The following is a 14,652-nucleotide window of genomic DNA, read 5'->3' as shown; positions in this document are numbered from 1 at the left end:
TGCTCACTGCTGGATGCTCACTGCTGGATGCTCACTGCTGGGAGGACTCCGCGCCATCGAGCGCAGCGGCGGCCGCCGCGGCCTCCTCGACGTCGGGGTCGAACTCCTCGACGGTCAGCAGGTCGGCGTTGATCTCGCGCAGCGCGATCGAGAGCGGCTTCTCCTGCACATGGGTGTCGACCAGCGGGCCGACGTACTCCAGCAGGCCCTCGCCCAACTGGGAGTAGTAAGCGTTGATCTGCCGAGCACGCTTGGCGCTGTAGAGCACCAGCTGGTACTTGGAGTCGGTCTTGGTGAGCAGCTCGTCGATGGGCGGGTTGGTGATGCCGTCGGCGATCGGCTGGGGACCGGGCATGGTGAAAGGGCCTCGCAGGGGTTCGGAGATGTGAAGGGCGCGCGGTCAGACCTCGCGCAGCCCCATCAACTCTACCAATTCCGCGGCCGCAGCCGGAATCTCGCGGTTGACCACCGTGGCGTCGAACTCCGACTCCGCGGCCAGCTCCTCCCTCGCGGTCTCCAGGCGACGGGCCCGGTCGGCCTCGTCCTCGGTGCCGCGGCCGACCAGCCGGCGCACCAGCTCCTCCCAGCTGGGCGGCTTGAGGAAGACCAGGAACGCCTCCGGCATGGACTCGCGCACCTGGCGGGCGCCCTGCAGGTCGATCTCCAGCAGCGCCGGCCGGCGCTGCGCCAGCACCTCGGTCACCGGACGGCGCGGCGTCCCCGAGCGGTGCGTGCGGTGCAGCACGGCCCACTCCAGCAGCTCGCCGTCGGCGACCATCTGGTCGAAGGTGGCGTCGTCGACGAAGTGGTAGTGCACGCCGTCGACCTCGCCCGGCCGCGGGGCGCGGGTGGTGACCGAGACCGAGATCCAGACCTCGGGATGGTGCTCGCGCACGTACGCAGCCAGCGTGCCCTTGCCGACCGCCGTCGGCCCGGCGAGAACCGTCAGTCGGGCGTCACTCACCGCGGCCGAACTCGGACACCAGCGCGGCCGTCTGGTTCGCGCCCAGCCCCCGCACGCGGCGGCTCTCGGAGATCTTCAGCCGCTCCATGATCTGCTTGGCCCGGACCTTGCCCACGCCGGGCATCGACTGCAGCAGGTCGAAGACCCGCATCTTGCCGATGACCTCGTTGGACTGGCCCTCCTCGATGACCTCGACGATGGAGGCGCCGGCGTGCTTGAGCCGGTTCTTGACCGCGGCCCGCTCGCGGCGGGAGGCGGCCGCCTTGTCCAGCGCTGCCTGGCGTTGTTCAGGGGTCAGCTCCGGCAACGGCACGACGCAACAGCCCTTTCGGCGTCCTCGGCTCCCGGCGTACGCCGGTTCACTCGGCGCAATCTAGCCACCTCCTCACGAGCGCTGCAACGCACCCCCGGCCCTGTCGCGCGCGCCACCGTCGCCCTCGCGGCACAGCCGTCGTACCAGCGGCGGGGTGCGCGATCTGCGCCGATGGGCTGCCCCTGAGGAGCACCGGGATAAATCGCCGGCGCATGACGGCGACGCCCCGCCCTACAGCCCCAGATCCAGCTTGCAGACGTCCCGCGCCTGGGTCTCGATGCCGTTGGCGGCGTCGACGACGCCGTCCGAGGCCAGGGTGTCGGCGGCGTCGACGACGGCCTGCTTCTTGGCGCCCGTGACCGAGGCGGGCAGGCCGTCTCGGTACTGGGAGGGCTTGACCCCGGCGGCGTCGAGGGCATCGCGCAGCCCCTCGACGGCGTTGAGGAACGTCTGCCATTCATCCGTCAGCTCGTCGGGGGCCTTCGCGCCGAGGGCCTTCAGCGTGGGCAGACCGGTGATCAGGCCGCCGGGGTCGCTGGTGCTGAGGATCTGCGAGAGCTGCTTCTGGTCGGTCTTCAGCGCCGAGCAGTACCGCTCGCGCTGGCTGCCGCAGCCGCTGGCCACGAGCAGCAGCACCGCCGCGACCGCCAGCCGCCTCACGTGAGCAGGGCGGCGTACGCGTCGGCGGTCGCGCGGGCCGTCGCGACGAGTGCGGCCGGCGCCGGGCCCGCGGCGAGGATCTCGCGGCTGCTGGCCGGCAGCACACGATGGACGGCGGTGCCGAAGATGCGGCGCACGCTCTCGGGCGTGCCGCCCTGCGCGCCCACGCCGGGCACCAGCAGCGGACCGCCGACGTCGAGGTCCTCCTCCGTCTCGCCGATGGTGGCCCCCACGACGGCACCGAACGAGCCGTGCTCCTCGCCGGCGTTCAGCTCGCGCAGCGAGGCCAGCACCTCGCCGGCGACGGTGCCGTCCGGGGTCCGCGCGTGCTGCACCTGCGGCGCTTCGGGGTTGGACGTGAGCGCCAGCACGAAGACGCCGGCGTCGTGGGCACGCGCGGTCTCCAGCAGCGGGTCGAGGCTGTGGAACCCCAGGTAGGGGCTCGCCGTCATCGCATCGGCCGCCAGCGGCGATCGTGGGTCGAGGTAGGCGTCGGCATAGGCCTGGGTGGTGGAGCCGATGTCGCCGCGCTTGACGTCCAGCAGCACCAGCGCGCCGGCCTCCCGCGCCGTGGCGATCACCCGCTCCAGCACCGCGACGCCGGCCGAGCCGTGCCGCTCGAAGAACGCCGACTGCGGCTTCACCACCGCCACGTGCGGGGCCAGCGCCTCGGTGGCGGTGAGCGCGAACCGCTCCAGCCCGGTGGCCGAGTCGGTCTGCCCCCACGCGTCGAGCAGCGCGGGGTGCGGGTCCACGCCCGCGCACAGCGGTCCGCGGTCCTCCATCGCGGCGTACAGCCGCTCACCGAAGGGTTTCATAGCGCTCCTCGCTCAGCAGTCGGCTCAGCCGCGCCGGCCAGCGCGGACCCTCGTAGATGAAGGCGGTGTACGCCTGCAGCAGGTCGGCGCCCGCGGCCAGCCGGTCACGAGCGTCCTGCGGCGTCGCGATGCCGCCGACCCCGATGATCGTCGGCCCCGCGCCGAGTCGCTGGCGCAGCACCCGTGTGACGTCCTGGGCCCGCTCGCGCAGCGGCGCGCCGGAAAGACCACCGGTCTCCTCGGTGCGCTCACTCAGGCCCTCGCGGGAGATCGTCGTGTTGGTCGCCACGACGCCGGCCAGTCCCTCGGCCAGGGCGAGGTCGGCGACGGCGAGCACGTCGTCGTCGGCCAGGTCGGGCGCGATCTTGACCAGCAGCGGCAGGTCGCCGATCTCACCCCGCACACCGGCCAGGATCGGCTGCAGCTTGTCGACGGCCTGCAGGTCGCGCAGGCCCGGGGTGTTGGGCGAGCTGACGTTGACCACGAGGTAGTCGGCGTAGGGCGCCAGCAGCCGGGCGCTGGTGCGGTAGTCCTCGACCGCCTCGGACTCCGGGGTGACCTTGGACTTGCCGATGTTGACGCCCACCACCCCGCGCCGCGTACGCCGGGCGAGACGCCGCGCGACCGCCTCGGCGCCGTCGTTGTTGAAGCCCATCCGGTTGACGATGGCGCGGTCCTCCGGCAGCCGGAAGAGCCGCGGGCGCGGGTTGCCGGGCTGCGGCTTCGCGGTGACCGTACCGACCTCGACGAACCCGAACCCCAGCCGGGCCAGGGCGTCGATGCCGACCGCGTTCTTGTCGAACCCGGCGGCCAGCCCGAGCACGCCCGGAAAGTCGATCCCCATCGCGTGGACCCCAGCGCTCCTGACGCGAGGCAGGGCCCGCGAGCCGACCCTGACCCCTGCGAAACCCAGCCGGTGCGCGGTCTCGGCGTCGATCCGCGTGGCCAGGTGGTCGAAGAGCGCGCGATACATCAGGCCTGGCTCGCCCACTCCTGCAACGACCTCACGCCGACGTCGCCTGCTCGTAGCGCCTCGATGCCCTGCACTGCGGCCCAGAGCCCCTGCACGGTGGTGATGCACGGGACGTTGGCCTGCACCGCGGCCGTGCGGATCTCGTAGCCGTCGATGCGCACCTGGCCGTTGCCGGAGCCGTCGGGGGTGTTGACGATGAGGTCGATGCCGCCGCCGAGGATGCGCTGCACGGTGGTCTGCTCCCCCGCCGTGCCCTCGCCCTCGAAGTGCTTGCGCACGACGTCGGCGTGCACGCCGTTGCGGCGCAGCACCTCCGCGGTGCCCTGGGTGGCCAGGATCGAGAAGCCCATCTCGGCCAGCACCTTCACCGGGAAGATCATGGTGCGCTTGTCGCGGTTGGCCATCGAGACGAACACCGTGCCCGAGGTGGGCAGCGAGCCGAACGCGGCGGCCTGGGCCTTGGCGAAGGCGGTACCGAAGTCGGCGTCGAAGCCCATCACCTCGCCGGTGGACTTCATCTCCGGGCCGAGCACGGTGTCGACCTGGCGGCCGTCGGGCAGGCGGAACCGGTTGAACGGCATCACCGCCTCCTTGACCGCGATCGGTGCGTCGCCGGGCAGCGTGCCGCCGTCGCCCTCGGCGGGCAGGACGCCCTCGGCGCGCAGCACGGCGATGGTCTCGCCGAGCATCACCCGCGCCGCGGCCTTGGCCAGCGGCGTCGCGGTGGCCTTGGAGACGAACGGCACGGTGCGGCTGGCACGGGGGTTGGCCTCGAGCACGTAGAGCACGTCGGCGCCCAGCGCGAACTGGATGTTGATCAGCCCGCGCACCCCGACGCCCCGGGCGATGGCCTCGGTGGCCTCGCGGATCCGGCGGATCTCGCTGGCACCGAGGGTGATCGGCGGCAGCGCGCACGAGGAGTCGCCGGAGTGGATGCCGGCCTCCTCGATGTGCTCCATCACGCCGCCCAGGAAGAGGTCCTCGCCGTCGTAGAGCGCGTCGACGTCGATCTCCACCGCGTCGTCGATGAACCGGTCGACCAGCACCGGCCGGTCCGGAGAGATCTCGGTGGCCGCTTCGATGTAGGAGCCCAGCGCGGCGTCGTCGTAGACGATCTGCATGCCGCGACCGCCGAGCACGTAGCTGGGGCGCACGAGCACCGGGTAGCCGATCTCGGCGGCGATCGCACGGGCCTGCTCGAAGGTGGTGGCCGTGCCGTGCTTGGGCGCGGTGAGCCCGGCCTCGGCGAGCACGCGACCGAAGGCGCCGCGCTCCTCGGCCAGGTCGATCGCCGCCGGGGAGGTGCCGACGATGCGGACCCCGGCGTCCTCGAGCCCCTGCGCGAGGCCAAGCGGGGTCTGGCCGCCGAGCTGGCAGATCACGCCGGCGACCGGTCCGGCCTGGGTCTCGGCGTGCACCACCTCGAGGACGTCCTCGAGCGTGAGCGGCTCGAAGTAGAGCCGGTCGGAGGTGTCGTAGTCGGTGCTGACGGTCTCGGGGTTGCAGTTGACCATCACGGTCTCGTAGCCGGCGGCCGACAGCGCGTGGGCGGCGTGCACGCAGGAGTAGTCGAACTCGATGCCCTGGCCGATCCGGTTCGGCCCCGACCCGAGGATGATGACGGCCTCCCGCTCGCGCGGACCCACCTCGGACTCCTCGTCGTAGGAGGAGTAGTGGTACGGGGTGGTGGCGGCGAACTCGGCCGCGCAGGTGTCGACGGTCTTGTAGACCGGCCGGACGCCCAGCGCGTGCCGCACGCCGCGGACGACGTCGGGGCTCATCCGCCGCATCCGGCCGAGCTGGACGTCGGAGAAGCCGTGCCGCTTGGCCCTGCGCAGCAGGGCCGGGGTGAGCTCGGGGGCCTCGACCACCTCGCGCGCCACCTCGTCGAGCAGCACGAGCTGGTCGACGAACCAGGGGTCGATGCCGGTGGCCTCGTGGACCTCCTCGGCGCTCGCCCCGGCGCGGATCGCGTCCATGACGTCGCGCAGGCGCCCGTCGTGGGGCGTCCGGCTGCGCTCGAGGGCGTCGGCCGGCGGCGGGGTGCCCCAGTCGAAGACGGCCTTCGGGTTCTCCAGCGAGCGCAGCGCCTTCTGCAGGGCCTCGGTGAAGCTGCGGCCGATCGCCATCGCCTCGCCCACCGACTTCATGTGCGTGGTGAGCACGGGGTCGGCGCCGGGGAACTTCTCGAAGGCGAACCGCGGCACCTTCACCACGACGTAGTCCAGCGTGGGCTCGAAGCTCGCCGGCGTCTGCTGGGTGATGTCGTTGGGGATCTCGTCGAGGGTGTAGCCGACGGCGACCTTGGCCGCGATCTTGGCGATCGGGAAGCCGGTGGCCTTCGAGGCCAGTGCGCTGGAGCGCGAGACCCGCGGGTTCATCTCGATGACGACCACGCGCCCGTCGGCGGGGTTCACCGCGAACTGGATGTTGCAGCCGCCGGTGTCGACGCCGACCGCGCGGATGATGCCCAGCGATAGGTCGCGCAGGTGCTGGTACTCACGGTCGGTCAGCGTCATCGCCGGGGCGACGGTGATCGAGTCGCCGGTGTGGACGCCCATCGGGTCGAGGTTCTCGATCGAGCAGATGATGACCACGTTGTCGGCGCGGTCGCGCATCACCTCGAGCTCGTACTCCTTCCAGCCGATGATCGACTCCTCCAGGAGCACCTCGGTGGTGGGCGAGGCCGCGAGTCCGGCGCCGGCGATGCGGCGCAGGTCGTCCTCGTCGTAGGCCATGCCGGAGCCGGCGCCGCCCATGGTGAAGCTGGGCCTGACCACGGCCGGGTAGCCGAGGTCCTGCACGGCGTCGAGGCAGTCCTGCATGGTGTGGCAGATCGCGCTGCGCGCCACCTCGCCGCCGAGGCTCTCGACGATCTTCTTGAACGACTCGCGGTTCTCGCCGCGGTCGATGGCCTCGATGGAGGCGCCGATCAGCTCGACGTCGTAGCGCTCGAGCACGCCGGCCTTGTCGAGCGCGACGGCGGCGTTGAGCGCCGTCTGCCCGCCGAGCGTGGCCAGCAGGGCGTCGGGGCGCTCCTTGGCGATCACCTTCTCCACGAACTCCGGGGTGATCGGCTCGACGTAGGTGGCGTCGGCGAACTCCGGGTCGGTCATGATCGTGGCGGGGTTGGAGTTGACCAGGACGACCCGGAACCCCTCCTCGCGCAGCACCCGGCAGGCCTGGGTGCCGGAGTAGTCGAACTCGCACGCCTGGCCGATGACGATCGGCCCGGAGCCGATGACCATCACCGTGCGGATGTCGTCGCGGCGTGGCATCAGAGCTTCTCCCCCATGAGGTCGCAGAACCGGTCGAAAAGGTAGGCGGCATCGTGCGGGCCGGCCGCCGCCTCGGGGTGGTACTGCACGGAGAAGGCGGTGAGCCGACCCTGGTCGTCGCGCAGCTCGAGGCCCTCGACGACGTCGTCGTTGAGGCAGACGTGGCTCACGCTCGCCTCGCCGTAGAGCGTCGACGTGGAACCCTCGAGGGGCGCGTCGACGGCGAACCCGTGGTTGTGCGCGGTGACCTCGACCTTGCCGGTGGTGCGGTCCATCACGGGCTGGTTGATGCCGCGGTGGCCGTAGCCGAGCTTGTAGGTGCCGAAGCCCAGCGCGCGGCCGAACAGCTGGTTGCCGAAGCAGATGCCGAAGTACGGCACCCCCTGCGCCAGCGCCCCCTGCAGCACCTCGATCTGGTGGGTGGTGGCGGCCGGGTCGCCGGGGCCGTTGGAGAAGAACAGCCCGTCGGGCTGCACGGCGAGGACGTCCTCGAGCGACGAGGTGGCGGGCAGCACGTGGGTCTCGATGCCGCGCTCGGCCATCATCCGCGGGGTGTTGGCCTTGATGCCGAGGTCGAGGGCGGCCACGGTGAACCGCTTCTCGCCGACCGCGGGCACGACGTACGCCTCGGCCGTGGAGACCTCGTCGGCCAGCTCCGTGCCGGCCATCTGGCCCGACTCGCGCACCCGCGCCAGCAGGGCGTCGGCGTCGGAGGTGGTGGAGATGCCCACCCGCATGGCGCCGCGCTCGCGCAGGTGACGCGTCAGTGCCCGGGTGTCGATGCCGGAGATGCCGACCACCCCCTGCTCGCGCAGCGCGTCGTCCAGCGAGCGGCGCGAGCGCCAGTTCGAGGGGACCCGGGCGGGGTCGCGCACGACGTAGCCGCTCACCCAGATCCGCGAGGACTCCGGGTCCTCGTCGTTCACGCCCGTGTTGCCCACGTGCGGGGTCGTCATGACGACGACCTGGCGGTGATAGGACGGATCGGTCAGCGTCTCCTGGTAGCCGGTCATGCCGGTGGCGAACACGGCCTCGCCGAACGTCTCGCCCTCGGCGCCGTAGGAGTCGCCGCGGAACGTGCGGCCGTCCTCGAGCACCAGGATCGCGGCAGGAGTTGACACCCCGTACCTCCTTCTCCGCCTCACGGGACGGCCGTTAAAGGATGTCGGTCGCGGCGACTCTAACGCACCCCGCGGCACCGGCGATCCACCTGTCCAGCGCTCAGCAGAGCTTGCCGTCGAGCACCGTCGGCCGTCCCCTCAGGAAGGTCGCGACCACGCGGCCGGGGAGCTCCATCCCGGCGTACGGGGTGTTGCGCGAGAGCGAGGCCAGCTCGGAGGCGTCGACCACGCGGCTGACCGAGGGGTCGTAGAGCACGACGTTCGCCGGCTCCCCCACCTCCAGGGGCCGTCCCTGTCCGGCGAGCCTGCCGATGCGGGCCGGTGTAGTCGACATCCGCTCGGCGACGCCGGCCCAGTCGAGCAGCCCGGCGTCGACCATCGTCGTCTGCACGATGGACAGCGCCGTCTCGAGGCCGAGCATCCCGAAGGCGGCGGCCTGCCACTCGCAGTCCTTGTCCTCGTGCGGGTGCGGTGCGTGGTCGGTGGCGACGACGTCGATGGTGCCGTCGGCCAGACCGGCCCGCAGCGCCTCGACGTCGGTGGCCGATCGCAGCGGCGGGTTCACCTTAAAGATCGGGTCGTAGCTGGCGGCGAGCTCGTCGGTGAGCAGCAGGTGGTGCGGGCAGACCTCGGCGGTGACCGGCCAGCCCTTGGACTTGGCCCAGCGGACGATCTCCACCGAGCCGGCGGTCGAGACGTGGCACACGTGCAGCCGCGAGCCGACGTGGGCGGCGAGCAGACAGTCGCGGGCGATGATCGACTCCTCGGCCACGGCGGGCCAGCCGCGCAGCCCGAGTCGCCCGGACAGCTCGCCCTCGTTCATCTGCGCGTCCTCGGTCAGCCGCGGCTCCTGGGCGTGCTGGGCGACGACGCCGTCGAAGGCCTTGACGTACTCCAGCGCGCGCCGCATCAGGACGGGGTCGCTGACGCACTTGCCGTCGTCGGAGAAGACCCGCACCCGAGCGGCGGAGTCGGCCATCGCGCCGAGCTCGGCAAGCCGCTCCCCCGCCAGCCCGACCGTGACGGCTCCGACCGGCTGGACGTCGCAGTACCCGGCCTCGGTGCCCAGCCGCCACACCTGCTCGACGACGCCGGCCGTGTCGGCCACGGGCTCGGTGTTGGCCATCGCGTGCACGGCGGTGAAGCCGCCCATCGCGGCCGCACGGGTGCCGGTCTCGACGGTCTCGGCGTCCTCGCGGCCGGGTTCGCGCAGGTGGGTGTGCAGGTCGACCAGGCCGGGCAGCATCACCAGCCCGTCGGCGTCGACGACCTCGGCGCCCGACGACGACCCGTCGGCGATCAGCCCCTCGCGCAGCAGCACGTCGCGCGGCTCGCCGCCCAGGACGCTGGCGCCCTTGATGAGGTAGTCGGTCACGCGTCGTCTCCTCCGATGGCGGGCTGGGATCCTCCGAGCAGCAGGTACAGCACTGCCATCCGGACGGCGACGCCGTTGGTGACCTGCTCGACGATGACCGACCGCTCGGAGTCGGCCACGTCGGCGCTGATCTCCATGCCGCGGATCATCGGGCCCGGGTGCATGACGATGGTGTGGTCCTGCAGCGTCGCCATGCGGCGGGCGTCGACGCCGTAGCGGCGTGAGTACTCGCGCACGCTGGGGAAGAACGCGGCGTTCATCCGCTCGCGCTGCACGCGCAGCATCATCAGGACGTCGGCCTTGGGCAGCACCGCGTCGAGGTCGTAGGAGGTCTCCACGCCCCAGCCCTCGACGCCGTACGGCAGCAGCGTCGGCGGCGCGACCAGCGTGACCTCGGCGCCCAGCGTGGTGAGGAGCAGCGCGTTGGAGCGGGCGACGCGGCTGTGCAGGACGTCGCCGACGATGGCGACCCGGCGGCCGTCCAGCGAGCCCAGGTGGCGGGTCATCGTGAACGCGTCGAGCAGCGCCTGGGTGGGGTGCTCGTGCGTGCCGTCGCCGGCGTTGACGACGCTCGAGCGGGCCCAGCCGGCGTGGGCCAGCAGATGCGGCGCACCGCTGGCCCAGTGCCGGACGACGACGGCGTCGGCGCCCATCGCCTCCAGGGTCAGCGCGGTGTCCTTGAGCGACTCGCCCTTGGAGAGCGAGGAGCCCTTGGCGGAGAAGTTGATGACGTCGGCCGAGAGCCGCTTGGCCGCGGCCTCGAAGGAGATCCGAGTGCGGGTGGAGTCCTCGAAGAACAGGTTCACCACCGTGCGGCCGCGCAGCGCGGGCAGCTTCTTGATCGGCCGGTCGGCCAGGGAGCGCAGCTCCTCGGCGGTGGCGAGGACGAGCTCGGCGTCGTCGCGGCTGAGGTCGGCCGCGCTCAGCAGGTGCTTCTTCACTTGATGAAGACCCCTTCCTGGTCGTCGGTCTCGTTCAGCCGGACCGCCACCTGCTCCACCAGCGAGGTGGGCAAGTTCTTGCCCACGAAGTCGGCCCGGATGGGCAGCTGCCGGTGGCCGCGGTCGACCAGCACGGCGAGCTGGACCGACTCGGGCCGACCGACGTCGTTCATGGCATCGAGGGCGGCGCGGATGGTGCGCCCGGAGAACAGCACGTCGTCGACCAGCACGACGGTGCGCCCGTCGATGCCGCCCGGCGGGATCTGAGTGGGCAGCAGCGTGCGCGCGGGACGCATGCGCAGGTCGTCGCGGTACATGGTCACGTCGAGGGAGCCGACCGGCACCTCGGTGCCCTCGACCTCGGCCAGCTTGGCGGCGATGCGCTGCGCGAGCGGGACGCCGCGGCTGGGGATGCCGAGCAGCACCAGGTCGTGCGGCCCCTTGTTGCGCTCGAGGATCTCGTGGGCGATGCGGGTCAGCGACCGCGAGACCGCCTCTGAGTCGAGGACGGTGCGGTTCCCGGTGACGGGTTCGGGCTGGACGGTCACCCAGACCTCCTTCTCCGCCTCGCAGGACGGCTCGTTAAAGGACGTCGATCGCGAGCGACGGTAGCACCGATGTGAGGATGGGGCGGGTGCGCTCCCGCCAAGCTCTCGGTGCCGTGCTCGCGCTCCTCATGGCGACCGGCTGGGCGGCGAACCACTTCTCGGCCCTGATCCCGGTCTACTCCTCCCGCGAGCACCTCTCCGCGACGCTGCTCGACGGCGTCTTCGGCCTCTACGCCGTCGGGCTGCTGCCCGGCCTGTTCCTCGGCGGTGCGCTCTCCGACCGCCTGGGCCGGCCGAGAGTGGTGCTGCCCGGGGCCACCCTCGCGGCGCTGGGCACGGTGGCGCTGCTGCTCGACCACGGCTCGGCCGGGCTGCTGGTCGGCCGGTTGGTGGTGGGGCTCGGCGCCGGCCTCGCGTTCGGCGCGGGCACCGCCTGGGCCGCCGACCTGGGCGGAGCGACCGGCACCGTCCTGGCCGGGGTGCTGCTCACCGCGGGGTTCGGCGTCGGCCCGCTGGTCTCCGGCGTCCTGGCCCAATGGCTTCCGGCGCCGCTGACGACGCCGTTCGTGGTCTCGCTGCTGCTCTCGGTGCTCGCGGTGGCCGCGGCCGCCCTGGTCGCCGTGCCGGCCACCGACCACGCGGGCGGTCGCACGCCGCCGCCGGCACAGCCGTACCAGTCCGCGGCGCGCACGCTGGGCTGGTCCGGTCCGGTCGGCCTCCTGGTCTTCGGCAGCGCGACCCTGGCCATCGTGCCGCTGCCCGCCCGGCTGCCGGCCCACTACGACGGACCGTTCCTGGTCGGCGTCGCCTGCCTGCTCACGCTGGGGGCCGGGATCGCGGCGCAGGCGCTCGCGCGACGTCTGCGGACCGGACCACGGACCGGCGTGGTCGGGGCTTTGTCCAGCGCCGCCGGCTTCGGTCTGGCCGCCGCCGGCGGCACCGCGGTAGGACTCCCGCTGTTCGTGGCCTGCTGCCTGCTGCTCGGCACGGCCTACGGGCTGTGCCTGCGGGAGGGTCTGCTCGACGTCGAGACACTCGCCCCGCCCGCACGCCGCGGCCTGCTGACCGGCGTCTACTACGTCATCACCTACGTCGGCTTCGGGCTGCCGCTGCTGCTGGTGGCGATCGAGCCCGCGTTCGGCGAGGTGGCCCCGCTGGTCGTCCTGGCCGGCCTCGGTCTCGCGATGGCCCTCGTGCGGGCGGTGCAGCTGACCCGCGGCCACCCGGCGCGGTAGTCCAGAACGAACGACACCAGGGCGGACCGCCCTGCTGGTGTCGTGCGTTCTGGACTACCCCAGCAGCGCGAGCACGTCGTCGGTGGTGCCGGTCTCGCCGAGGCGGGGGAAGACGTGCTCGACGCTGTGGCGGTGGTGGTCGGCGGAGCGGTCGGCGACGGCGTCGGTGACGACCACGACGTGGTAGCCGTGCTCATGGGCGGCGCGGGCGGTGGACTCGACCCCGGCGGTGGTGGCGATGCCGGTCAGGAACACCTGGGTGACCCCGCGGCGTCGGAGCTGGACGTCGAGGCCGGTGCCGTGGAAGGCACCCCAGTTGCGCTTGGTGACCACGACGTCCTCGGGGTGCCCGGTGAGCTCGTCGGAGAGCTCGTCCCAGCGGCCGGGCAGGGTCCGCCCGAGCACGGCCCGCTCCGTACGCCCCGGCATGGCGTCGGCGCCGTCGGGCGCGAAGCTGACCCGGACCAGGACGACCAGCTGGCCGGCGGCACGGAACGCCTCGGCCAGCCGCACCGACCGGGCCAGGACCTCATCGGCGGTCTGCGGCTCGGTGGGCACGCCGAGGACGCCGCGCTGCAGGTCGACGACGACGAGTGCGGCGTGCGGGTCGAGGGCGCTGATGGTCATGGACTCACCTTCTGGTCGGAGCGACGGATCGAGGGGTCGAGGAGGGTGACGGCGAGCAGCGCCAGGGCGCAGCCCAGCACGAACCAGCCGAGCTCGTGCAGGCCGTGGGTGCCGGCGTCGGCGCCGAAGAACGCGGCGACCGCGGCCGAGGAGACGATCGCGCCGAGGTAGCCCGCGGTGCGCAGGAACCCCGCAGCCGCACCCATCCGCTCCGGCGGCGCCTGCAGGTAGACGGCGTTCTGGTTGGCCAGCGAGGCCGTGCCCTGCCCGACGCCCACACACAGCGTCACGAACCCCAACGCGAGGACCGAGGTCGCCGAACCCAGGAGCGGCATCGCCGCGCCGGCGACGCAGAACGCGACCGCCGCGAGCACCAGCTTCCACCACAGCACCCGGGTACGCCCGACGAGAGCAGTCACCGCCACCGCGGTCACCGACATCGGCAGCAGCAGCAAGCCCGCCGACGTCGCCCCGAGCCCGCGGCCGTCCTCCAGCCACTGGGTGAAGCCGTAGAGGAAGGAGTACACGACCACGCCGTAGAGGGTCATGCGGAGGTAGGTCAGGAGGAGGGCGGGGCGGCGGTGGAGGGCCGGTGGCCGGTTTCGCCGGTCGGCCGGTGAAACCGGGTCACCTTCCGGACGTAATGGGCGCGAATCGACCGGGTTCGCGCGCCCGTCGCCCGATTCATCCACGCTTGCTCCCTGCCCGCCGTCCCTGAGCTCGACCGCGGTCGTGGACGGCAGCCGGAGTGCGCCGAGGACCAGGCAGGCCAGTGATAGCGGGACGTTGACGCCGAATACCAGGCGCCAGCTGCCGAGGCCGATGAGCAGGCCTCCGAGGGTCGGTCCGACGACGGCGACGGTCTGGTTGGCCACGGACAGCGCGGTGAGCACGCCGGTGGGCGCCTCCTCGCCGGTGCGCTCGGCCTCGCTGCGGATCAGGTACATCGCGGCGGGGAAGGCCGAGCAGGTGCCCAGGCCCAGCAGCACCCGGGACACGATCAGCCAGTCCAGCGACTGCGCCAGCAACCCGATCATGCCGGCGATGCCCACCAGCGCGGTGGCGGCCAGGTAGAGCCGGCGGGGGCCGAACCTGTCCACGAGCCGGCCCAGCAGCGGCTGCCCGATCGCGGTGGTGACGTAGAGGGAGGTGACGAGCCACGTCGTGCGGCTGGGGGGCTCGCCGAACGCGGCGCCGATCGGCACCAGCGCGACCGCCACCATCGAGGAGTTGACCGGATTGAGCACCGAGCCCAGCAGGAGGGGCAGAGTGAGCCGTCGGTCGTAGTGGGCCGGCGCTGCGGTGGTGGCCGTCATGCGAGACGCTCGAGCAGCGCCATCGCCTCGATCACGGTCCTCCGCTCGGCCTCGGTCAGTGTGCCGAGCGCCTGGCTCAGCCACTCCTCCTTGCTGCGGCGCGAGCCGGCGACGAACTCGTGCGCGGCCTCTGTGAGCCACAGGTCGTGCCGGCGACCGTCGGTCGGGTCGGGGCTGCGCTCGACCAGGCCGCGCTGGTGGAGCACGTCGAGCGTCGCTGCCATGGATTGGGGCCGTACTCCTTCGGCCGCGGCCAGCGCGCTGGCGCTCATCGGCTCCTCGCGCATCAGCCGGCCCAGCGCCGAGGTCTGCGACGGCGTGAGCTCCTCGTCGCCGGCGACCTCGCGCAGTCGGCGACGCAGCCGGCCGACGACGACTCGCACCGCGTGGGCGGCTTCGCTGGCACTCTCGGTCATATCGACAGTCTAAACTGCACAGGTCAGCCTGTTCAACAGTCCAGCCTGACCAGCTTCGGCTGGCGTC

General features: G+C 72.4%; 16 protein-coding genes (1 of these 16 running past the window's edge). 1 reads left to right on the top strand and 15 read right to left on the bottom strand.

What is annotated here, in order from left to right; translation table 11 throughout:
• The 12 genes from coaBC to pyrR all read right to left on the bottom strand — a co-directional run.
• A protein-coding gene (gene coaBC / locus D9V37_RS05765; RefSeq protein WP_121805201.1) for a bifunctional phosphopantothenoylcysteine decarboxylase/phosphopantothenate--cysteine ligase CoaBC crosses the window boundary here: on the bottom strand, positions 1-7 show its 5' portion. 1,238 nt of this gene lie to the left of the window's left edge; only the first 7 of its 1,245 coding nucleotides appear in the window; the start codon lies at positions 5-7; its stop codon lies beyond the left edge, outside the window.
• A gap of 24 nt (positions 8-31) precedes the next feature.
• Complete coding sequence (gene rpoZ, locus D9V37_RS05760; RefSeq protein WP_121805200.1) at positions 32-355, bottom strand: DNA-directed RNA polymerase subunit omega; 324 nt, start codon at positions 353-355, stop codon at positions 32-34.
• 45 nt (positions 356-400) lie between these two features.
• The gene (gene gmk, locus D9V37_RS05755) at positions 401-964 is read right to left on the bottom strand and encodes a guanylate kinase (RefSeq protein WP_198412403.1); all 564 of its coding nucleotides are present in this window, start codon (positions 962-964) and stop codon (positions 401-403) included.
• On the bottom strand, positions 957-1,277 hold the full coding sequence (gene mihF / locus D9V37_RS20395; RefSeq protein WP_198412402.1) for an integration host factor, actinobacterial type: 321 nt from the start codon (positions 1,275-1,277) through the stop codon (positions 957-959). The genes gmk and mihF overlap by 8 nt, the downstream gene beginning before the upstream one ends.
• A gap of 231 nt (positions 1,278-1,508) precedes the next feature.
• On the bottom strand, positions 1,509-1,937 hold the full coding sequence (locus tag D9V37_RS05750; RefSeq protein WP_121805199.1) for a hypothetical protein: 429 nt from the start codon (positions 1,935-1,937) through the stop codon (positions 1,509-1,511).
• Positions 1,934-2,755 (bottom strand): orotidine-5'-phosphate decarboxylase, encoded by an 822-nt coding sequence (gene pyrF / locus D9V37_RS05745; protein ID WP_121805198.1) that lies wholly within the window; start codon positions 2,753-2,755, stop codon positions 1,934-1,936. The genes D9V37_RS05750 and pyrF overlap by 4 nt, the downstream gene beginning before the upstream one ends.
• Positions 2,739-3,728 (bottom strand): quinone-dependent dihydroorotate dehydrogenase, encoded by a 990-nt coding sequence (locus tag D9V37_RS05740; RefSeq protein ID WP_121805234.1) that lies wholly within the window; start codon positions 3,726-3,728, stop codon positions 2,739-2,741. Before D9V37_RS05740 ends, pyrF begins: the two co-directional genes overlap by 17 nt.
• A complete protein-coding gene (gene carB, locus D9V37_RS05735; protein ID WP_121805197.1) occupies positions 3,728-7,006 on the bottom strand; it encodes a carbamoyl-phosphate synthase large subunit in 3,279 nt (1,092 codons plus the stop codon). Before carB ends, D9V37_RS05740 begins: the two co-directional genes overlap by 1 nt.
• Positions 7,006-8,127, bottom strand: a complete 1,122-nt coding sequence (gene carA / locus D9V37_RS05730; protein WP_198412401.1) for a glutamine-hydrolyzing carbamoyl-phosphate synthase small subunit — start codon at positions 8,125-8,127, stop codon at positions 7,006-7,008. The genes carB and carA overlap by 1 nt, the downstream gene beginning before the upstream one ends.
• Positions 8,128-8,227: 100 nt before the next feature.
• The gene (locus tag D9V37_RS05725; RefSeq protein WP_121805195.1) at positions 8,228-9,502 is read right to left on the bottom strand and encodes a dihydroorotase; all 1,275 of its coding nucleotides are present in this window, start codon (positions 9,500-9,502) and stop codon (positions 8,228-8,230) included.
• Positions 9,499-10,443, bottom strand: coding sequence for an aspartate carbamoyltransferase catalytic subunit (locus tag D9V37_RS05720; protein WP_121805194.1), 945 nt, complete (start codon positions 10,441-10,443; stop codon positions 9,499-9,501). The genes D9V37_RS05725 and D9V37_RS05720 overlap by 4 nt, the downstream gene beginning before the upstream one ends.
• A complete protein-coding gene (gene pyrR, locus D9V37_RS05715; RefSeq protein ID WP_121805193.1) occupies positions 10,440-10,991 on the bottom strand; it encodes a bifunctional pyr operon transcriptional regulator/uracil phosphoribosyltransferase PyrR in 552 nt (183 codons plus the stop codon). Before pyrR ends, D9V37_RS05720 begins: the two co-directional genes overlap by 4 nt.
• A gap of 86 nt (positions 10,992-11,077) precedes the next feature.
• On the opposite strand from pyrR, the gene D9V37_RS05710 reads away from it, so the two are divergent.
• On the top strand, positions 11,078-12,226 hold the full coding sequence (locus tag D9V37_RS05710; protein WP_198412400.1) for an MFS transporter: 1,149 nt from the start codon (positions 11,078-11,080) through the stop codon (positions 12,224-12,226).
• A gap of 54 nt (positions 12,227-12,280) precedes the next feature.
• Here the strand turns inward: D9V37_RS05710 and D9V37_RS05705 are convergent, their stop codons facing one another.
• The 3 genes from D9V37_RS05705 to D9V37_RS05695 are packed head-to-tail and all read right to left on the bottom strand — an operon-like array spanning position 12,281 to position 14,585.
• Positions 12,281-12,853: an isochorismatase family protein gene (locus D9V37_RS05705; RefSeq protein WP_121805191.1), complete on the bottom strand. Its 573-nt coding sequence runs from the start codon at positions 12,851-12,853 to the stop codon at positions 12,281-12,283.
• On the bottom strand, positions 12,850-14,169 hold the full coding sequence (locus tag D9V37_RS05700) for an MFS transporter (protein WP_121805190.1): 1,320 nt from the start codon (positions 14,167-14,169) through the stop codon (positions 12,850-12,852). Before D9V37_RS05700 ends, D9V37_RS05705 begins: the two co-directional genes overlap by 4 nt.
• On the bottom strand, positions 14,166-14,585 hold the full coding sequence (locus D9V37_RS05695; RefSeq protein ID WP_121805189.1) for a MarR family winged helix-turn-helix transcriptional regulator: 420 nt from the start codon (positions 14,583-14,585) through the stop codon (positions 14,166-14,168). Before D9V37_RS05695 ends, D9V37_RS05700 begins: the two co-directional genes overlap by 4 nt.
• Positions 14,586-14,652 lie beyond the last annotated feature (67 nt).

Origin of the sequence: Nocardioides mangrovicus, from assembly GCF_003674065.1 — a bacterium.
GTDB classification, from domain to species: domain Bacteria; phylum Actinomycetota; class Actinomycetes; order Propionibacteriales; family Nocardioidaceae; genus Marmoricola; species Marmoricola mangrovicus.
The sequence above is the reverse complement of the archived record's forward strand: the minus strand, read 5'-3'. Positions and strand labels throughout refer to the sequence as shown.